Source organism: Fulvimarina pelagi HTCC2506 (genome assembly GCF_000153705.1).
Taxonomy (GTDB): domain Bacteria; phylum Pseudomonadota; class Alphaproteobacteria; order Rhizobiales; family Rhizobiaceae; genus Fulvimarina; species Fulvimarina pelagi.
Map to the genome: position 1 here is coordinate 3,429,538 of NZ_DS022272.1, position 17,256 is coordinate 3,446,793.

11 protein-coding genes and 1 pseudogene are annotated in these 17,256 nt (G+C 61.7%); 8 read left to right on the top strand and 4 right to left on the bottom strand.

Annotated features, from left to right (window positions below):
• Positions 1-25: 25 nt before the first annotated feature.
• The 3 genes from FP2506_RS15915 to FP2506_RS15925 are packed head-to-tail and all read left to right on the top strand — an operon-like array spanning position 26 to position 3,139.
• Entirely contained in the window at positions 26-1,171 is a 1,146-nt protein-coding gene (locus FP2506_RS15915) for a mandelate racemase/muconate lactonizing enzyme family protein (protein WP_007068610.1), read from the top strand.
• Between the two features lie 11 nt (positions 1,172-1,182).
• Positions 1,183-1,629 (top strand): tripartite tricarboxylate transporter TctB family protein, encoded by a 447-nt coding sequence (locus FP2506_RS15920; RefSeq protein WP_007068611.1) that lies wholly within the window; start codon positions 1,183-1,185, stop codon positions 1,627-1,629.
• Between the two features lies 1 nt (position 1,630).
• Entirely contained in the window at positions 1,631-3,139 is a 1,509-nt protein-coding gene (locus tag FP2506_RS15925; RefSeq protein ID WP_007068612.1) for a tripartite tricarboxylate transporter permease, read from the top strand.
• A 369-nt stretch (positions 3,140-3,508) separates the two neighbouring features.
• Here FP2506_RS15925 and FP2506_RS15930 read toward each other — a convergent pair whose 3' ends face one another.
• A complete protein-coding gene (locus tag FP2506_RS15930; RefSeq protein WP_007068613.1) occupies positions 3,509-4,240 on the bottom strand; it encodes a GntR family transcriptional regulator in 732 nt (243 codons plus the stop codon).
• A 211-nt stretch (positions 4,241-4,451) separates the two neighbouring features.
• Here FP2506_RS15930 and FP2506_RS15935 point away from each other — a divergent pair, with 211 nt between their 5' ends.
• The 4 genes from FP2506_RS15935 (at position 4,452) to FP2506_RS15950 (ending at position 8,802) form a co-directional block, all read left to right on the top strand.
• Positions 4,452-5,828, top strand: a complete 1,377-nt coding sequence (locus FP2506_RS15935; protein ID WP_187289066.1) for an FAD-dependent oxidoreductase — start codon at positions 4,452-4,454, stop codon at positions 5,826-5,828.
• A 122-nt stretch (positions 5,829-5,950) separates the two neighbouring features.
• Positions 5,951-6,958, top strand: coding sequence for a TRAP transporter substrate-binding protein (locus FP2506_RS15940; protein WP_081448373.1), 1,008 nt, complete (start codon positions 5,951-5,953; stop codon positions 6,956-6,958).
• Between the two features lie 21 nt (positions 6,959-6,979).
• Positions 6,980-7,534: a TRAP transporter small permease gene (locus tag FP2506_RS15945; RefSeq protein WP_081448374.1), complete on the top strand. Its 555-nt coding sequence runs from the start codon at positions 6,980-6,982 to the stop codon at positions 7,532-7,534.
• A complete protein-coding gene (locus FP2506_RS15950) occupies positions 7,531-8,802 on the top strand; it encodes a TRAP transporter large permease (protein WP_007068617.1) in 1,272 nt (423 codons plus the stop codon). Before FP2506_RS15945 ends, FP2506_RS15950 begins: the two co-directional genes overlap by 4 nt.
• A 541-nt stretch (positions 8,803-9,343) precedes the next feature.
• Here the strand turns inward: FP2506_RS15950 and FP2506_RS15955 are convergent.
• Positions 9,344-9,577, bottom strand: a complete 234-nt coding sequence (locus FP2506_RS15955) for a hypothetical protein (protein WP_148227603.1) — start codon at positions 9,575-9,577, stop codon at positions 9,344-9,346.
• Between the two features lie 814 nt (positions 9,578-10,391).
• Here FP2506_RS15955 and FP2506_RS15965 point away from each other — a divergent pair.
• Positions 10,392-13,127, top strand: coding sequence for a hypothetical protein (locus FP2506_RS15965; RefSeq protein ID WP_007068620.1), 2,736 nt, complete (start codon positions 10,392-10,394; stop codon positions 13,125-13,127).
• On the opposite strand, the pseudogene FP2506_RS18560 reads toward FP2506_RS15965, so the two are convergent.
• Both FP2506_RS18560 and FP2506_RS18160 read right to left on the bottom strand, forming a co-directional pair.
• Positions 13,126-13,464: pseudogene (locus FP2506_RS18560) on the bottom strand (SOS response-associated peptidase family protein); the annotation flags it as partial. The gene FP2506_RS15965 and the pseudogene FP2506_RS18560 sit on opposite strands and share 2 nt — an antisense overlap.
• Positions 13,465-13,635: 171 nt before the next feature.
• Positions 13,636-16,629 (bottom strand): peptidoglycan-binding domain-containing protein, encoded by a 2,994-nt coding sequence (locus FP2506_RS18160; RefSeq protein ID WP_244404214.1) that lies wholly within the window; start codon positions 16,627-16,629, stop codon positions 13,636-13,638.
• Positions 16,630-17,256 lie beyond the last annotated feature (627 nt).

A 17,256-nucleotide genomic window follows, 5' to 3' on the forward strand; every position in this document is an offset into this window, starting at 1 on the left:
AGGCTTTTCGGTGGATGGGAGGACCATGAAGATCAGCACAATAACCGTCCATCCGGTGTCCTACCGGGTGCCGAAGGGAACGAACTTCCGCATGGGCGTCGGGCGCATGGTGAAGCGCGACGCGGTCCTCGTGAAGATCGTCAGCGACGACGGCATTACCGGCTGGGCCGAGGCCCATCACGGCCGCTCGCCGGGCGCTATTGCCAAGCTCATCGAGACGACGCTGGCGCCGATGATCATCGGCATGGACCCGCGCGACAATGTCGGCATCTGGCATCGTCTCTATCTCGGCCATTTCGCGACCCACGGTTTCGGCGCTGGCACGGCGATCGCCATGAGCGGTATCGATCTGGCCCTCTGGGACCTGCGCGGCAAGGCGTCCGGCTGGCCGATCTTCCGGCTCGCCGGCGGTAGCGCTAAGAAGGTCAAGGCTTATGCCGGCGGGCTCACCCTCGGCTACCAGCCAACCAAACAGCTGATCGAGGAGGCTCAAGGCTACATCGCTGCGGGCTACAAGGCGCTGAAGCTCAGGCTCGGCGATACGCCGAAGCTGGACGCGGCGCGGGTCGAGGCGGTGCGCGACGCCCTCGGCGACGACATTGACATCCTCTCCGACGTCAACGCCGCCTACGGGCTTGAGGAAATCCGCCAGCTGATGCCGGCGCTCGATGCGGCGAAGATCGGCTGGCTGGAAGAGCCGTTCCCGCCCTACGATTACCACGCCTACCGCAAGGCCTCCGAGCTGGGTCGTACGCCGCTCGCGACCGGCGAGAACCATTACACGCGCTATGAATTCCAGCGCCTTCTGGAAGATGACGTCGTGACCGTCCTCCAGCCGGATCTTTCCAAAGCCGGCGGCCTCACCGAGGTCTATCGCATCGCCGCCATGGCTTCGGCCCGCAAGCAGCGGATCAATCCGCACAGCTCGATGACGGCGCTCAACATGTTCGCCTCGCTGCACCTTCTCTCCTCGATCGACAATCCGGGCTATTTCGAAGCCGATGCGACGAGCTACAATCCGTTCCGGACCGATCTCGCCTCCGGTGCGTCGCTTGAGGTCGACAAGGACGGGTATCTGATTGCGCCGGAGGGGCCGGGGCTCGGCGTCGAGGTCGACGAGGAATTTATCGCCAATCACCCCCTCATCGACGGACCCTGCTACGTTCGATAGGAGGCCCCCGAATGTCTGGAATTCTGAAGGACCGCGATCTTCTCTCGGGTCTCCTGTTCCTTGCGATCGGCGGCGGCTTTGCCATCGGCGCGCTCGATCTGTCGATTGGCACGGCACGTCGGATGGGGCCGGGTTATTTTCCGCTGATGATCGGCGGCCTGCTGGCTCTGATCGGACTGGCGCTGATGGTCAAGTCGATCATCCGGCGTCGACCGGTGCCGATCGAGCGGCTCTATCTGCGCCCCGTCACGGGGCTGACGCTCTCGATCTGCACATTTGCCTTCGTCATAGAAGAGGCCGGGCTTGTCCTTACCTGTATCGCGACGGTCGTCGTGGCGGGCATCGCCTCGAGCGAGACGAAGTGGACCGAGAACGGACTGATCGCGATCGGCATGGCCGCCTTCGCGGTGGTCGTCTTCAAGCTTCTTCTCGGCCTGCCGTTCCGGATCTGGTGGTAGAATGGAGTCGGTCGCCAATCTCGCCCACGGTTTCGAGGTCGCGCTCGGGCTCGAAAACCTGCTCTATTGCCTCGTCGGCGTGGTACTCGGAACTTTTGTCGGCGTGCTGCCCGGGCTCGGCACGGTTACGGCGATTTCCATGCTGTTGCCGTTCACCTTTGGCCTCGATCCAGTGCCGTCGATCATCATGCTTTCGGGCATCTTCTATGGCGGCCTCTTCGGCGGCTCGACAGCCTCGATCCTGTTGAACCTGCCGGGAACGCCGGCCTCGGCCGTCGTCGCGCTCGACGGCTACCCGATGGCGAAGGCCGGCCGTGCCGGCGTGCCGCTCTTCATGACGGCAGTTGCGTCCTTCGTCGGCGGCTGGTCGGCGATCTTCGCGGTCGTCTTCGCCGCGCCCGCCATCACCCAGATCGCGCTCGAATTCGGGCCGTCCGAATACTTTTCGATGATGCTCTTCGGGCTGCTCGCGGCGGCGTTCTTCGCGACGGACTCCTTTCTGCGCGCCATCGGCATGGTGCTCGTCGGTATTCTGATGGGCCTCGTCGGCATGGACATTGTGTCGGGCATGATGCGGTTCACCTTCGGCATACCGATCATGGCGGAGGGCCTCAGCTTCATCGTCGTCGCGATGGCGCTCTTCGGTCTTTCGGAGGTTATCCGCAATCTGGAGCCAAATGCAGGCCGTGAGATCATGAAAACCGGCGGCGGCTGGCGCTCCATGATGCCGAGCCGCGAGGAGGCCAAACGCTCGATCGGCGCGATCATCCGCGGCACCGGTCTCGGATCCTTCCTCGGCGCGTTGCCAGGTGCGGGGCCGACCATCTCCTCCTTCATCGCCTACGCGCTGGAGACCCGCGTCGCCCGCGATCCGGAACGCTTCGGCAAGGGCGCAATCGAGGGTGTCGTGGCGCCGGAGGCGGCCAACAACGCGGCCGCCCAGACCGGCTACATCCCGACGCTGACGCTCGGCATTCCGGGCGACGCCGTGGGAGCGCTGATCCTCGGCATGCTGATCATGAACGGCATCGCGCCTGGTCCGCGCGTGATCTCCGGTCATCCGGATCTCTTCTGGGGCCTTCTCGCCAGCATGCTGATCGGGAACTTCCTGCTTCTATGGGTGAACATCCCGTTCATCGGCATCTGGGTGCGAATTCTCTCGATCCCCTACCGCATTCTCTTTCCGATGATCGTGATCTTTCTCGCGATCGGCGTCTATAGCGTCGCGAACAGCCCATTCCAGGTACTGCTGCTCGCAGGGCTGGGCATCGTCGGCTATCTCTTCATGAAGCTCGATTGCCCGGCCGCGCCGCTGCTTCTGGGGCTTATCCTCGGCCCGATGATCGAGGAAAATCTTCGGCGCGCGCTTCTCCTCGGACGCGGCAGCCCGACGATTCTCTTCGAGACCCCGATCAGTGCGGTGCTCCTCGCCATGTGCGGACTCCTGCTGGTCTTGATGGTGGTCCGCGGCGTTTTCGGTTTCCTGCGAAAGCGATCGCGAGTTCATTAAGCAAAAAGAGCTGGAGATGAGCTCGATCGAAGCATAGAGACCGCAGTTTGAAATTTTCGATTTCCTCATCTCTTTAGGTCGGAGTCAACACATAGGTATAAGATTGTGGCCATTGGATCGAGGGCTGACAAAGTCTCTTTCTTGTCAAATATTTGCCGGCAATGGGGGTAACCGTTCCACTTTTGTGTTTTAGGCGCGATCTGCTTTTGGCCCTTTTTGCATCGCGCCGGCCTCAGCACATTCGAAGGCCTCGAATTCACTCTTATAAAGATCTGCCCTTAAATTGTTCATCCTAAAAAATCACAATATAGAAATTGCATTGGGTATTTGATTGATTTTTTACAATATTTCTTGCCTACATGTGGACCATCATATTATTCTTGTGCTGTAGTGATACTGAGATGTATTGCAGTAGCTCTTGCGTAGTTCGACGGGTTCGTCGTCGAATGTAGCTGCAATCCGGTTGATCAACAGGATCGGATCGCCGACTGCACTTCCAAGGATTTCTGAACGCGGCTGGTCAGCGCTCATCGCATGCAAGCGTTCGACGACATCGACGATGCGAACGCCGAACTTGCGATCGTAATATTCGTAAGGCGTCTCGAAGACGGCGCTCCAACGGGACCAGTCATAGCCGGGAAAGCGATCGCTGCGCACGGCAAGGATGTCAGCGATGACTGGTATTCCTTCGATCAGCCGCTTGCGGTAGGTCCGATGAACTTTTTTGCCTTTCGGAATTGCGAGGATCTCCCGCTCCTCCTCGGTGGGCAGAAACTGATCCTCCGCGATGATGATATCGTGCGGAAAGACCTTCGTGCCGTGATTGGGAACGATCCGGAAGTACTGATCAATCGCGGATTTCGGAGAATGGCTCTGCACGAAGGTGCCCTTGCCACGACGCCGGACGATCAGCCCTTCGTTCACCAGCCCTTCAAGCGCCTTTCGAACCGTTCCAACGCTGACGGAATAATCTCGCGCCAGCACGAGTTCGGTTGGCAGCAGTGCGCCGGCCGCCCATTCCCCGGATGCCAGGCGTCCTTTCAGCAGATCGTGGATCTGCAGATGTACGGGCCGCCTGTCCGGCGTTTCAATAACGACCATTTCGCCTTTCCTTCTCTTCCGACTGTCGGTGTGAGCTTCCCCGTGCCACTCCACCGCAATCCCCTGACACGCCAATGGCGACGGCGGGGAATGAGCTTCTGATTACATATAAAGTTTAGAGTGCACAATAGAAAGTATGTGTTACGCACGTTCTTTATTGCAACGCACGCATATTTATGACGGTTTGACTTCCTTTAAGCGAATGATTTCTATGATCGAACAAGTAATATTGGGGTTTCACGCAGAGATGGATACAATTCAAACAGACGTTGTCATTGTCGGCGGAGGGGTTACGGGCGTCGTTGCAGCACTGGCAGCAAGACGAGCCGGCGCGCGGACGATCCTTCTGGAGTCACGCACCTTTGTCGGCGGCAACGCGACGACCGGCCTTTGCCTTCACAGTTTCCTCACGCGGGATCGCAGGCAGGTTGTCTACGGGATCGCTCAAGAGATCGTCGACAGGCTTCAGGCTCTTGGCGGAGCTGTCGGCCACATCCCTTACGACGGTTTCGTCAGCGCGGTAACGCCGGTCGATGGAGACATCTTTCGCATCACCGTGACGGAGATGCTCGCAGAGGCGGGCGTCCAGATCATCTATGGCTGCAATGTCGTCGGCGTCGATGCGAACGACGGTTTCGTAAACCATCTCGATGTTGCGATGAAGGGCGGCATTAGACGGATCGAGGCGCGTTCCTTCATCGATTCGACCGGTGACGGCGATGTCGCGGCCTATGCCGGCGCGACCGTCCGCACAGGCGACAGCACAACGGGTAAGATGCAACCGGTCTCGATGCTGATGCGCTTCTTCAACGTCGATACGCGCCGGATCGCCAACGAGATCGGTGAAGTCAATCCGGCGATGGCTACCAAGAACGGCGGCGAACCCTTCCCAGTCTATTTCAACGGGACGTTCAGCAAGTGGAACGATGTGATCCGGGAAGAAAGGATTTTTCCGAACGAGGATCACAAGGTCTTCTTTAATACGACCTGGCCGAACCAGATCAATGTCAACACCTCCGCGGTCTTCAACGTTGATGGCACGGATCCGCTCGCGCTTTCGAAAGCCACCGTCGAGCTCACCCAGCAGGTGCGCAAGGCGGGGGACTTTCTGGTCAAGCATGTGCCCGGGTTCGAAGGTGGCTACTACATTCCGGCGATCTTCGCCGGAGTTCGTGAGACGCGAAACGTGCTTGGCCAATACGAAATACAAGACGAAGACGTTCTTTCCGGCCGCAAGTTCGAGGATACAATCGGCGAGATCTGCTTCCCCGTAGACATTCACGACCCCGACACGGGTCAGGCGACGTTCCATGACATCGGGGGCGACGGCGCCTTCGACGTTCCCTACCGATCGCTCGTGCCGAAGGGCTTTTCCAACCTTCTCGTCGCGGGACGCTGCATCTCCGCGACCTCTTTTGCCCATGGAGCCACTCGCAACATGGCGCCCTGCATGGTCACCGGGCAAGCGGCGGGCGTCGCGGCCGCAAGGTCTGTCAGAACGAACGCACCGACAGGGAAGATCGATGTCGCCGGCCTGCAGGAGGAGCTGCGGGAAGGTGGAGCATATCTCGGCCAGTTGGCCGCCTGAAACGCGACACGTCGGCCGCAGACTATAACGGCCGACTATCTTCAAGTTTCGGAAACTCCGTCGCCCTTACGACCGATGTCGGGGTCGCGGAATTTCAACGTCATGCAAAGGGAGGAAATTTCATGACACTGTCCAGAGCATCCGTAGCCCTCATGGCAGGGGCCTTTTTCGCAATCTCGGCTTCTGGCATGGCGATGCCGCCGGCCGTCGCCAAGACGCTCAAGCTCGCGCACGTCCAGCCTGAAAGTCATGCCTTCCACAAGGGCGCCGAAGCCTTCAAGGAAGCGCTCGAAGAGGTTTCCGGCGGCGAGTTGGAGGTCGACATCTTCTCCAACGGCGTGATGGGTAACGAGCGCGACCTGCTCGAAGCACTCCAGATCGGGACCGTAGACGTCATCAGCGTGACATCCGCCCTGACCGGAACCTTCAACGACGATTATCAGGTCTTCAGCCTGCCCTTCCTCTTCAGCAGCTACGAACATGCCTTCGCGGCGATGGATTCAGAAGATATTCGTCAGAAGATCGAACCCGATCTCATCAACAGCGGCATCCGGCCTATCGCTTACTGGATCGGTGGGGCGCGGAGCTACTACGGGCTTCAGCCGGTCGAGACCATTGAGGACCTGTCCGGACTGAAGCTGCGGACCATGGAGGCGCCGTACTATGTTCGCGCCTGGGAGGATCTCGGCGCCATCCCGACCCCGCTGCCCTTCGGCGAGGTCTACATGGCGCTGCAGACCAACATGGTGGATGGCGCAGAGGGGGGCATCAACACCTATGTGAGCAAGAAGTTCTACGAGGTCGCGCCCAATGTTGCGATGCTCAACTACGTCTATTCGGTCCAGCTTCTGCACATTTCGGAGACCACCTGGAGTGGCCTAAGTGAGGAGGAAAAGGGTTGGGTCGCCGAGGCCGCCAAACAATCGGCCAAGACCGAACGCCAGTTCGTGCTCGAGGAGGACGCTTCACTCGAGGAGACGCTCGCTTCCCACAATGTGAAGGTCACTCATCCCGAGATCGGACCGTTTCAGGACAGGGTCGACGAGGTCTATGAGATGTTCCGCCAAGAGTTCGGCGAGGAGACCGCTGAGCTCGTGGATCAGATCCGCAATCTGAACGCCAGCCAGTAAGTCGGGCGCGGGAGCAGGACATTGGAACCAGTAAGGGCGAAAGCAGTGGACGGCCGGACGGCCGTCCGAACGAAGGAGCTGATCGTCTTTCGGTTCATCGACAGGTTGCTCGAATTTGCCTGTTCGTTTCTGCTGGTCGAGATCGTCGTCTTCCTGTTCGCCAATGTCCTCGCCCGATATGTCTTCGCGATCTCGTTTCACTGGGCGGACGAGATGGTGCGCTACTCCTTCACCTGGCTCGCCTTTCTCTCCGGCGCGCTCGTGATGCGTTATGGCGGACACATGGCGATGGACATGTTCACCGACGCCTTTCCTTCGCGTATTGCTCGTTCTCTGAGGATCGGCATCGAGCTTGCCGTAATCGTCTTTCTAGTCGTTTTGACGATCTACTCGTGGCAGATGGCGCAAATTGCCGAAGGACAGCGCTCAAGCACGCTGCGTATCTCGATGATCTACGTCTATCTGTCTGCGCCGGTTGGATGTGCCTTCATGCTCTACTATTCCCTTCGAAGGCTTGCCGGCTTCGTGATGGGTCATGATACGATGAAGCTCGACGAGCAGGAGGCTGCTCAATGACGTTGACCCTCTTCACCGTCTTCGCCATCTGCATTCTCGTTGGCGTGCCAGTGGTCTTCGGCCTCGGTATCGCCTCGCTGGCGGCGATCCTCTACCAGGGACTCCCACCGCTCGCCTTGCCACAGCGGATCATTCCCGCAGTCTCCGATAATTTCTCCATTGTCGCCATTCCGCTCTTCATCCTTGCTGGCAATATCGTCGGACGCGGCGGCATGGGCGACCGCATGATCAAGCTCGCCAACGTCTTCGTGGGCCGCTCGCGCGGCGGCCTCTCCTCGACCAATATCGTCGCCAGCATGTTTTTCGGCGGCATCTCCGGCTCAGCGACCGCCGATACGTCGGCGATTGGCTCGATCCTCATTCCCGCCATGGTCAGGCGTGGCTACGATCGGGCCTTCGCCACTGCCGTCACCGTGGTTTCCTCACCGCTTGGAACGATCATTCCGCCGAGCATCATCGTCATCGTCTATTGCTGGGTGACGGAGGTCTCGGTGGGGGCGATGTTTGCAGCCGGCTACCTGCCGGGCCTTCTGATCGGCGGCCTTCTTATTGCGACTGGCTGGTTCATCTCCGTCAAACGAGGTTATCCAGTTTCCGACCGCGTCTCGATGCGAGAGGCGCTCTGGATCGTCCTCGACGCCATTCCGGGCCTTTTGACCGTCGTCATCATCATCGGAGGGGTCGTTGCCGGCGTCTTCACCGCGACGGAGGCGGGCGCGATCGCGGTGGTTTACGGCACGCTGGTCTCAATGTTCGTTCACCGCGAACTAAAGATCACGGACTTTCGCGCAATCTTGCGCGACTCCGTCATCCTGACAGGTGTCGTCGCCCTCATTCTCGCCTTCGCTGGCGCCTTCGGCTGGCTGATAGCGTTCGACCGCGTTCCCTACACCGCTGCGGAACTACTCGGCGGTCTGTCGCCGGCGATCTTCCTGCCAGGTTACATGATCCTGCTGGTGATCCTCGGCACGTTCCTCGCGCCGACGGAAGCGCTCATCATTGTGACCCCAATCCTGTTTCCGGTCGCCCTCGCACTCGGCATGGACCCACTGCACTTTGGCATGGTCACGATCACCTGCCTCGCGCTTGGGCATATCTCGCCGCCGGTCGGGCTGTGCCTCTTCGTTGGCTCAGCCGTCAGCGGCCTTCCAGTAAAGGACATCGTAAAGGCGCTGATGCCATTCTATGTCGCCAGCGCGCTGGCGGTCGTGATCATCGCATACGCACCCTTCGTTTCAACGAGCGTTCCGAATTTACTCGGGTTCTGAGTTGGATTCGGTCACTTTGCACAGGGCTCTCTATTAGGCGATCGATACCGTAGATGCAGATGGCTCGCCTTTATGCTTCAAGCGCATCAAGATCGAAGATCGAGTTACGATGGCGCAACCTCTTCGTCAGCTCGCCTCTGCATGCACCTACATCTGCGCTTGGCTACCAAGCCCGCAATGGACCTAACAGGGACCGGCAGGTTACTGCTGAGAGCGCTCTAATGCGGAACGTTTCCTACGGCCTTGTACTGCCGAAATCGGACGGTCGGCACCGCGCCCTTTCCGGCCCTTCAAACTCCGTTTTCCAGTTGCTCGATAGCGGACATTAACGACGCAAATGAACCGCTCGCTGAAGGGCGCAAGTGCTATTGTGGAATATCTGGGGGGCGGAGATCGGTCATTCGCCATTCCACCGACAAGTGGCAGCCATGCGGGACAATCCTGCTGTCTGACCGGTAAGCCCGTTTAAGATATTCAGTTGGGTCCGCTCGGCGCCATGCTAAGAAGCTACTTACCAAGTCTCGAAATGCACAGGTGCATCCTATGGTGCCGGCAGGACCCAGGCGTTCAATCCCCAGTAGGTGCCGCCAGGTGAAACCGCGACAGGGACTGACGTGATGTATTCGCAATCGAGGGCGATCATGTCGACCGCCGCCCACTTAAAAGCATCGAAGGCGATACCGTCTGCAGACCACTCGAAAAAATTGGTTTTGGGATAGGCAGTAATCAGCTTCGCGACACCCGCTTTGTTGAAGTCGTTGGCGCCGTTTATCACCGTGATACGGACGCCTTCCTCTATGCGACCGACAAGCTCAGCAGGCCCCACGCCTAAACAGCGAAGGCACGGCGGGAGGGCACTCCTCCGAAAGGAACTCAGACGAGGATCCGACGGGTTGCGCCGAAGTCGGCCCGCTCAATGGAAGCGCGGCGGCTACAACCATCCAGAAAGGCAATTTTTGAGACATGCACATTTTTCAAAGTCCGAGCCTGTCTCTGACCTATTCTGGCAATGTTTTCTCACATGGCAGGCGAGCCAGCAAGCTAGGAAATCTCGGCTGGCGCCCGGCGACTCTGTTTGCCCGGGTGCCCGCTCGGTGTCGAGCTGTCCTCTGTAACGGCGGGCGGGCACCGGCCCTAGGTCTGGGCCATTGCGTCCGCGTTCGGTGATCCGGCCATGAGAAACCAACTCCACAGTGCTCTCCCTATCTGTCGCAGGCTCGCTGCCCCATCAGCTCCCCGCAGGCTGTCACCCCCTCGAGCGAGACTTCTATCCGGCGCATGATCGCCGCGTGCTCCCGGCGCATGCCAATCTGAATGTGCTTGGGAAGACCATCCACACCGTCTTCCCCCCGAGTGGGGCGCAACTGGCGCGATAGCCGGAATGTCTCGCGGGACGTTGCGCACTCGATCGACCACATCGGCTGGCCTTCTGAAGCTCGTCGCATCGTGCTGCGCGGACCAAGCCTGGACTCCCGCCCACCCATTCGGAACCTCGCTGTCCGCTTGACCAAGACGCAGCTAGATGCGAAATTTTGTTCGCTGGGTTTAGTTGTTTCCGCGTTTTGGCTTGGAGCGCACGAGGAACCCGCATGGGATTGAAGTCAGGTTCACTCGGCTTCGACAGCACTCTTGGCGCTGCGGCTTTGATCTGCATCGCGATGATCCTGGCCGGACCCGCCCTCGCGGATGAAACTGTTCCGCTAGACCAGAATCCTGCTGAGCAAGACCTGAACCTGGGCGGCGGCACCCCCATCGACCTGGGCGAGGCGAGCGTGATGCCGGGAACGTGGCTTGGGCTCGGGCCGCCCTTCTCAGATTGCGCCGGCGTATTCACGCTGGCGATGCGCGCCGACTTGGCTGATCCGGGCGTGATCGTCGCCGAGGCTGGAGGCGCGCTCCTGCCTCTTGTTCTCAAAGGCCGCCACGATCCCACGACGGGTCGCCTGGACCTCGAGCCCACCGGGTGGCGTGGCCAGCCCGGCCGGGACCCCTTCCGCCTGGAGTTGACCTACCTCGCCGACCGGGACATGCTCGTCATCGACCAAATCGGCGTGACCCGGAGTTGCGAGACGCTGATAGCGGGCCGGCTCGACGCCCTGCCAATCCCCATCAACACCGACGGGCTCCTCTTCAGGGCCTCCGAGGGCCAGGGGCGCGTTGCCCGTGCCCAAACCCTGCAGGCCCTGACGGACCAGGACTGCCTAAGCTACCTCGACCTCTTCGATGCGACCGGCGGCAACCTCTTCGCAGACCCGGAGGGCATGGTCCAAGTGCTGGGCGTGGATCTCCTGCGCTGGGAGGATAAGCACGCGCTGCGCTATACCAATCTCGTACAGGCCTGCTCTCGCCAGTTCGACGCCCTGCTGCGAGGAACGACCGACGTGGGGCTGGCCAGGCGGCTGGATAGGAATCGTGGCGTGCGAGGGGTGGTAGCGCCGCTGAACCGACCACCGAGCCAGCGAGGGTCGGATGGCCGTTATGCGGCGGTCTTGGCTAGAATTCACGAGCCTCTTCTTCGCGAGCTCCTGATGGCGCGCCGCCTCGTGGTGGAGGGAGTCCTTTCCTCCCACGGAGTGGCCCCACCGACCGATGACCTTAACCCGGATGGCCTGCTCTTCACTGGCTTCTATATCCCGGGAGGTCACCACCTCGGCGCCGGCTTCGTCCCGCTTCGCCTCGCCGCCGAGGACTGCACGCGCTTCTACAGTTGGCAGGCCGACTACGAGACCTACCGGATCGGCAACTACCAGATCCATGGCGGCCTACTCGACCGGGACGGCCTCGTGCGGGTTTTCGGGAAGCCGGTCGAGGCCTGGACAAAGGCCGACGGGAACATCGTCGAGCAGATGCGAAAGGAGTCTTGCCCGGCGCTCGTCCGGACGTCCGGCGCCGCCGCCCTTCGCGAGGCGCATGACCGGGCCGAGGCCGCCAACACCTTCTACGGCTGGCAGGCGCTTGAGACGCCGCCATCCACGGGCATCGGCGCGGCCATATGGCCAGAGGTCGAGCGCCTCATGCGGGACGTGGCCGCGAATTCCGCCAACACTGAGGCGCGCGTGGCAGCGATCGAGGCCGCCCCCGCGACGCTGGACCTTATCGCTCGCATCGACGAGCAGCTCGCGACCATCACGCCGCCACGCGGTGCCGTGGCGCCCTACCTGACTGATGAGGAACGGACCGATCTCGGTGAGCGCCTTCTAGCGGAGCGCCGACGGACGGGCGAGGCTCTTGCGGATGAGACGCTCGAGCGGATTGCCAACTTCCCGCCGGATGTCGAGGGCGTGCGGCAGGGGCAGGTCGAGGCGGATCGCATGATGGCAGTCTTCGGGACCTACGGGCTCGACGAGGCCCGCAACAGGCTGTCGGCCGGCTGGGCCGCCGCGGCACGGGACCGGGTTCTCGCGCTCTGGCCCGGCTACGTGGCCGCAGCGCGGGCGACTCTGGACGATCTGGCGGGCAACGGCTTATCCGAATGGCGGATCCTTGCGGATCAGAGCGACACGATCCTCTACCTCAGTCAGTACGTCGACCTGCGCCTGTCCGAGACGGATGGCGGCGCGCTCGACGAGCTGCGGGCGCGGCGTGCCGAAACGGCGAACGCCATGCTCGCAGGCTCGAGCGAGGCCCTAATAGGGTGGGCCCGCGACTTGCCGCCCTCGCGCGGCGCGAACGCCGCGCTCGATGCCTTCGAAGAGGCGGTTGCTGCGTCGGGCGGCGATCTCGCTACGCAGCTGGAGCTCCGCGACGCCATCGCCGCCACCCGCGCCGCCTACAATCCGCTTGGCTTCGCCCGCCCGGACATTGCCGATGCCCTGATCAGTCGCCGCTGGGCGGAGGTCTCCATGTACGACCTGGAGGACATCGCCTATCTCACCACCGCGCTGCGTCGGTACCGGGAGGAATGCCCGAATGCCCTCGACCGAACGCTTGGCGCAGGCTCGGCAGCAGCGGTGGGGGCCTTCGTCATGCGCCTCGGCAACAGCGCCGTGCGCGCCGCCGTCTCCGAGGGACCGCGGAATCAGGAAGAAGGCATGCGGATGGTTATGCTGTTCTTTCACAACGTCGCCAACCAGCCCGGCTGCCGTCTCGATGCGTACGGCAACGTCGTCGGCTGCGTCTCCGAGGAGGAGTTCTTCGCGGGGCAGGAATTCATCCTGACCTCGGGCGTCGGAGCGTCCGACGCCAACCGCCTGCTGGCACAGGGCTGCGAAGGCGAGCCCGCCCGCGCCTTCCTTACCGGGCTCGCAGAGTACGTAGCCCGCAGTGGAGGTGGTTCGGGCGGATTGCTCCAAGTCCTCGGATTCGAGGAGGCGCTACGCCCATGATCGAGGCGAAGACGGCAAGCGGCCGCTCCTCGGAGAGCGCGATCCAGACCGGCACTTTCTTGCCGCCCGCGCGTTCGTACTCACTGAAGGAGGTGAACGCCACCACGCAGCGATGTTCCGGCGACAGCCAGCGCCGCCAGTGCGGGCTCTTTGTGTTGCGGATGTTCGTGACGCCGGGATCCGTCTTGCGATCCTTCGTGACGAACTTCGGCGATGGCATGCCCCAGCGCATCATCGTCAACTCGCGATCGCCGTCATATCCGTTTCGCACCACCGGCGCTTCCATGTCCGGGAAGACGCCAGGTAGGCTCGGCAGGTTGCCCGTGCGATCGGTCATCGCCTTGGTAAACTGCCGGATCGCCGCCTAGCCCTTGGTGATCGAATAGAGATTGCACATCGTCGGGCTCGCCGCTATCCGCTGACTTTTCCGCAAGAGCCTCGCAAGTGGCTGAATCAGTGGACTCGATCAACCGCCAATCGAACCCACAACCGCAACCAAGTTCAGGCTTCAAAGCCTTGGCCGCTCTGCGGGCGCCGATATAGACAGCTTTCGGCCATAGTTTTCGGCGTAGGCGGCGAGATCGAAGAGTGCATACGCCAGCACCAGCCCGCGCGAGCTGCCAGCGATCTCAGCGATGACCGTTGGGCCACAGCTCTCCCAGGCTTGAGGATCATAAACCCTACCGCTAGCACTGGCGCCACGAGTTGCACCGCCCAGAATGTTGATCTCGGGAAGGTAGAAGTCTCCCGGCAAGCGACCGTCCCGTTCCCCCTGACCCTCCATAACCTCCATCGCCCGGGGCGCGTAGCCATACCAACGAACGTTCGCGTTGCAGCCGCCGGTCCGAAGCGCCGAACCTGCTTCCCACGGCGCTTGGACCGCTGAACCCGGCGCGTCCGCAGGGTCAGAACCGAGGTGCTCGGTCCACACGATAGTTTCAAGGTTTGCATCTTGAACGGCCGGTTCGCCGTATTTCTCCTTCAGCTGTGCAAAGACGTCCTTCTTTGAAACTGCTCCTTGCACCTTGAGCGCTCTCGAAACTGCAACGACATGGCCGCCGCCCGGCTCGGAGGTGTGCAGGAGAAGGTGATCGTCGCCATCGCGGTCCGTGTATGCTCGAAAGAATGCGAACGGGGCGCTTGGGTCGTAGTTATGTCCGCGGGAGCGCTCTAGATGGATCTCGCTTGCCCAGCCCACGTCTACGACCTCGCGCACGAGGCGGTCGGCGTCCGCAAAAGGCATGCCCAGCCGTATGCCGGCAAGATCGGCCCTCTGGTCGAGATCGTCTGCGGTGGCGGCGCGCTCGCGCGCCGCCGCGAGTCGCGCCGCAGCCTTGTCTGCCAGCAAGCGCGCCACCTGGCGGCTCGCTTCTACCTTCTTTTCCAACTCAACCTGTTGAGCGGCGTCCTCTTGACGCCGAAGGACAGCGGCCGCTTGTAAGCGCGGTGCCACACCCTCATCGAACGTGACGTCGTAGAACGCTTCCGCCACGACGTCGCGGTCGCCGTCAGCGAGCCTCAGGTGGGCCGCGACGGGCTCGATCGCGAGGGCGACCTTGATGCCTTCCCCATCGTCGGTCTTCCACATGTCGACGGCGCGCGCCTCAAGAATGGTCTCGACGCCGCGGCCGTCGAGGCTGGCATCGGCCGGCAGTGAGACCCGATAGGCGTCGCGCTCGTCCGGCAGCAGGAAGAAAACCTCGACCTCCCCGATGCCGGGGATTTGGCCACGCAAATATGGGCTTATTCGAAACAGGCGCCCGGCGGGAACGTCGAGCTGCTGCGCCACACGCTCGAGCGGCTCGGTGCTGCCGGACGACATCTGAGGGAAGATGCTTGCGCCGTCGGCGGTCGCGTCCTCTCGCATGTGCTCGAGCGTGGCGGTGCGGGTCGGAACAACGATGGTATCCGGCGGGGTCTCGGCGCGCGCGCGCATCCACGAAGCGAACCCTGCTTGGCGGCTCTCATCGAGACTGCTGCCGCGGGCGATGTCCCCCACCGCCGCCGGATCGAAGAAGGGTGGCCACACGTCGTCGAAGTCGTCGCCGAACCGCAACGGGAACGCCTCGACATCTGCCCGCGCCCGGGCCAGCTGCAGCACCGTCGATGCATCGATTGGGATTAGGTCAAACGCCGCAGCCAGGACATTCAGGGTGTCGGGGTGAAGGATTGGCGGCCGCGTGGGCGAAGCTGCGACCGTGGCTGCTGACGGCAGGGGTTGAGCGCCCAGCGTTCGTATGGGCTCGGTCGAGGCTTCGTTCATGACGTGCACGTCCCTAACGTCTACGTCGAACGACAGCCTGTGCGCGCCGCGCGATGTTTCTGCCTCGCGCAACGCCGTCAGATCGGCCTCGACCGCTAACACGGCTCCGGACATCCCTCCCGCGCCACCTGCCGTGAGTGTTTCGCGGAAGGAACGGGCATCGGTCTCGGGCACCTCGATGAAGGAGGGCAGTCGATCGATCGGCACCTTCGCTTCGGCAACGATACGGGTCTGGCCGGCACTCCATTCGACCGCACCGTAGCCGCCCTCGTTGAGGTAGATGTTCTCACACCCAAGTCGCGACTGCTCGATCGAGAAACCGGATCGCTCGAAGTCGTACTCGCCCAACTGCAGCTGACAAATCACCAGCACCGACAAGGGCAGCGCGAAGGAAGCGGCTGTTATCTCCTCGATACCGCGCTCCCTCATGGCTTCCACCAAAGCGCGGCGATCGAACTCGTCGATCCTCTCGCTCCAACGCACGTCTTCCCAGGTTTGTTGATCCTTCCAGTCCTTCAGGAGGTCGGCGTCGAACCCCCGTTCGCGGAGCAACGTGGCGCGGGCCTGCGATGGTACCAGCGCAAGTGCAGCTAGGGCGAACTGATTGTCCGAGAGCAGTTCCGGCGTTGTGGTGACGACGTATCGGAGCACATGCTCCGCTAGCTGGCGCGTCTGATCCTGAGACGGAACCGGCTGACCGCGATCGTCGCGCAGCTGCCTGCCGCCGGAGACTATCTGCTGTTCTCTCCAGAACGGACCAGACAGCATCGACGGCTGTACTGGATCAGACCCACTAGGCGGAGGTTCGGCTTCGCCCTCAGCAGATACCGCACTGTCACTGGACGTGGCCGTTTGGCTCTCCCCCTTGATGTGAGAGAGCAGCGCACGATCGAGCTGGCCCGTAACGACGAGCCCATTCTCGGTTTGATACCGCGAAACGCCAGCTAGCGTTCGGGCTCCCGCGATGCCGTCAGCTGATCCGACATCGTAGCCCAACGCGTGGAGCCGATCCTGCACAAGCGCGATGTCGGCACGGTTCAATGGTCGGTTCGCCTGCGCGGACGGCGGCTCGGGGCGTTGCGCCTGGTCTGCCGCCGGATCGCCGACAAGGGGCGACACAGCGAGGTAACGCGTCGAGATCCAGCCGCGGCGGCCGTTGTATACGGTCTCGCACCACGAGCGTTCCGCGCTCTCCGCGATGCAGTTAGCAATCGGCAAATCCGCGACTTCGCTTGGCACGCTCCCGTTCACGTTGCCACCGAACCCGGGCGCGGATCTTAAGTTCAGCGCGACGCCATTGGGGTGGGCCGCGCGGCCTTCACCCAGCGATGCTGGCGTCTCGAAGCAGCATCCGACGTAGCCAGAGTGAACCCAACCGGTCACTCCAACGTTGGCGGTATTTGCAACGCGGACCTGCATCCACGGGCCAGATCGGCCGCCGTTGGCATGCATTAACGTCGTTGGCCCAAGCTTTGCGAGCCTATGCCCGGCACGTGTGCTCGGATGACTCCTCAGCGCAACGAAGTTGTCGCCTTTTAAATCGACACCCTGAACATAGTGGTACTGGTTGGCCAACGCGCCAGCGCTCGGCACAATGACCGAAAGCGCGCCTAAGGCAGAGAGAAACGCCGCGCGAATTCTTAAGTATGGCGTTGTCACAAATGCTGGCCCCCACGTTCGATAGGAGCAGGGATTACAGTCCGCCGCGATCGCGATTGCGATGGCGTCTGCGTCTGCGTCTGCGTTCGCGAGTTGAATAGCGCACCCGTAACGCAGTCGCAAAGAATAGATGAAAATTCGAAAGAAGCAACCTTGCGGTAACTAACCTAGAGTTCGACGGACTATCCGGAGTTCGTCGGCTCAGCT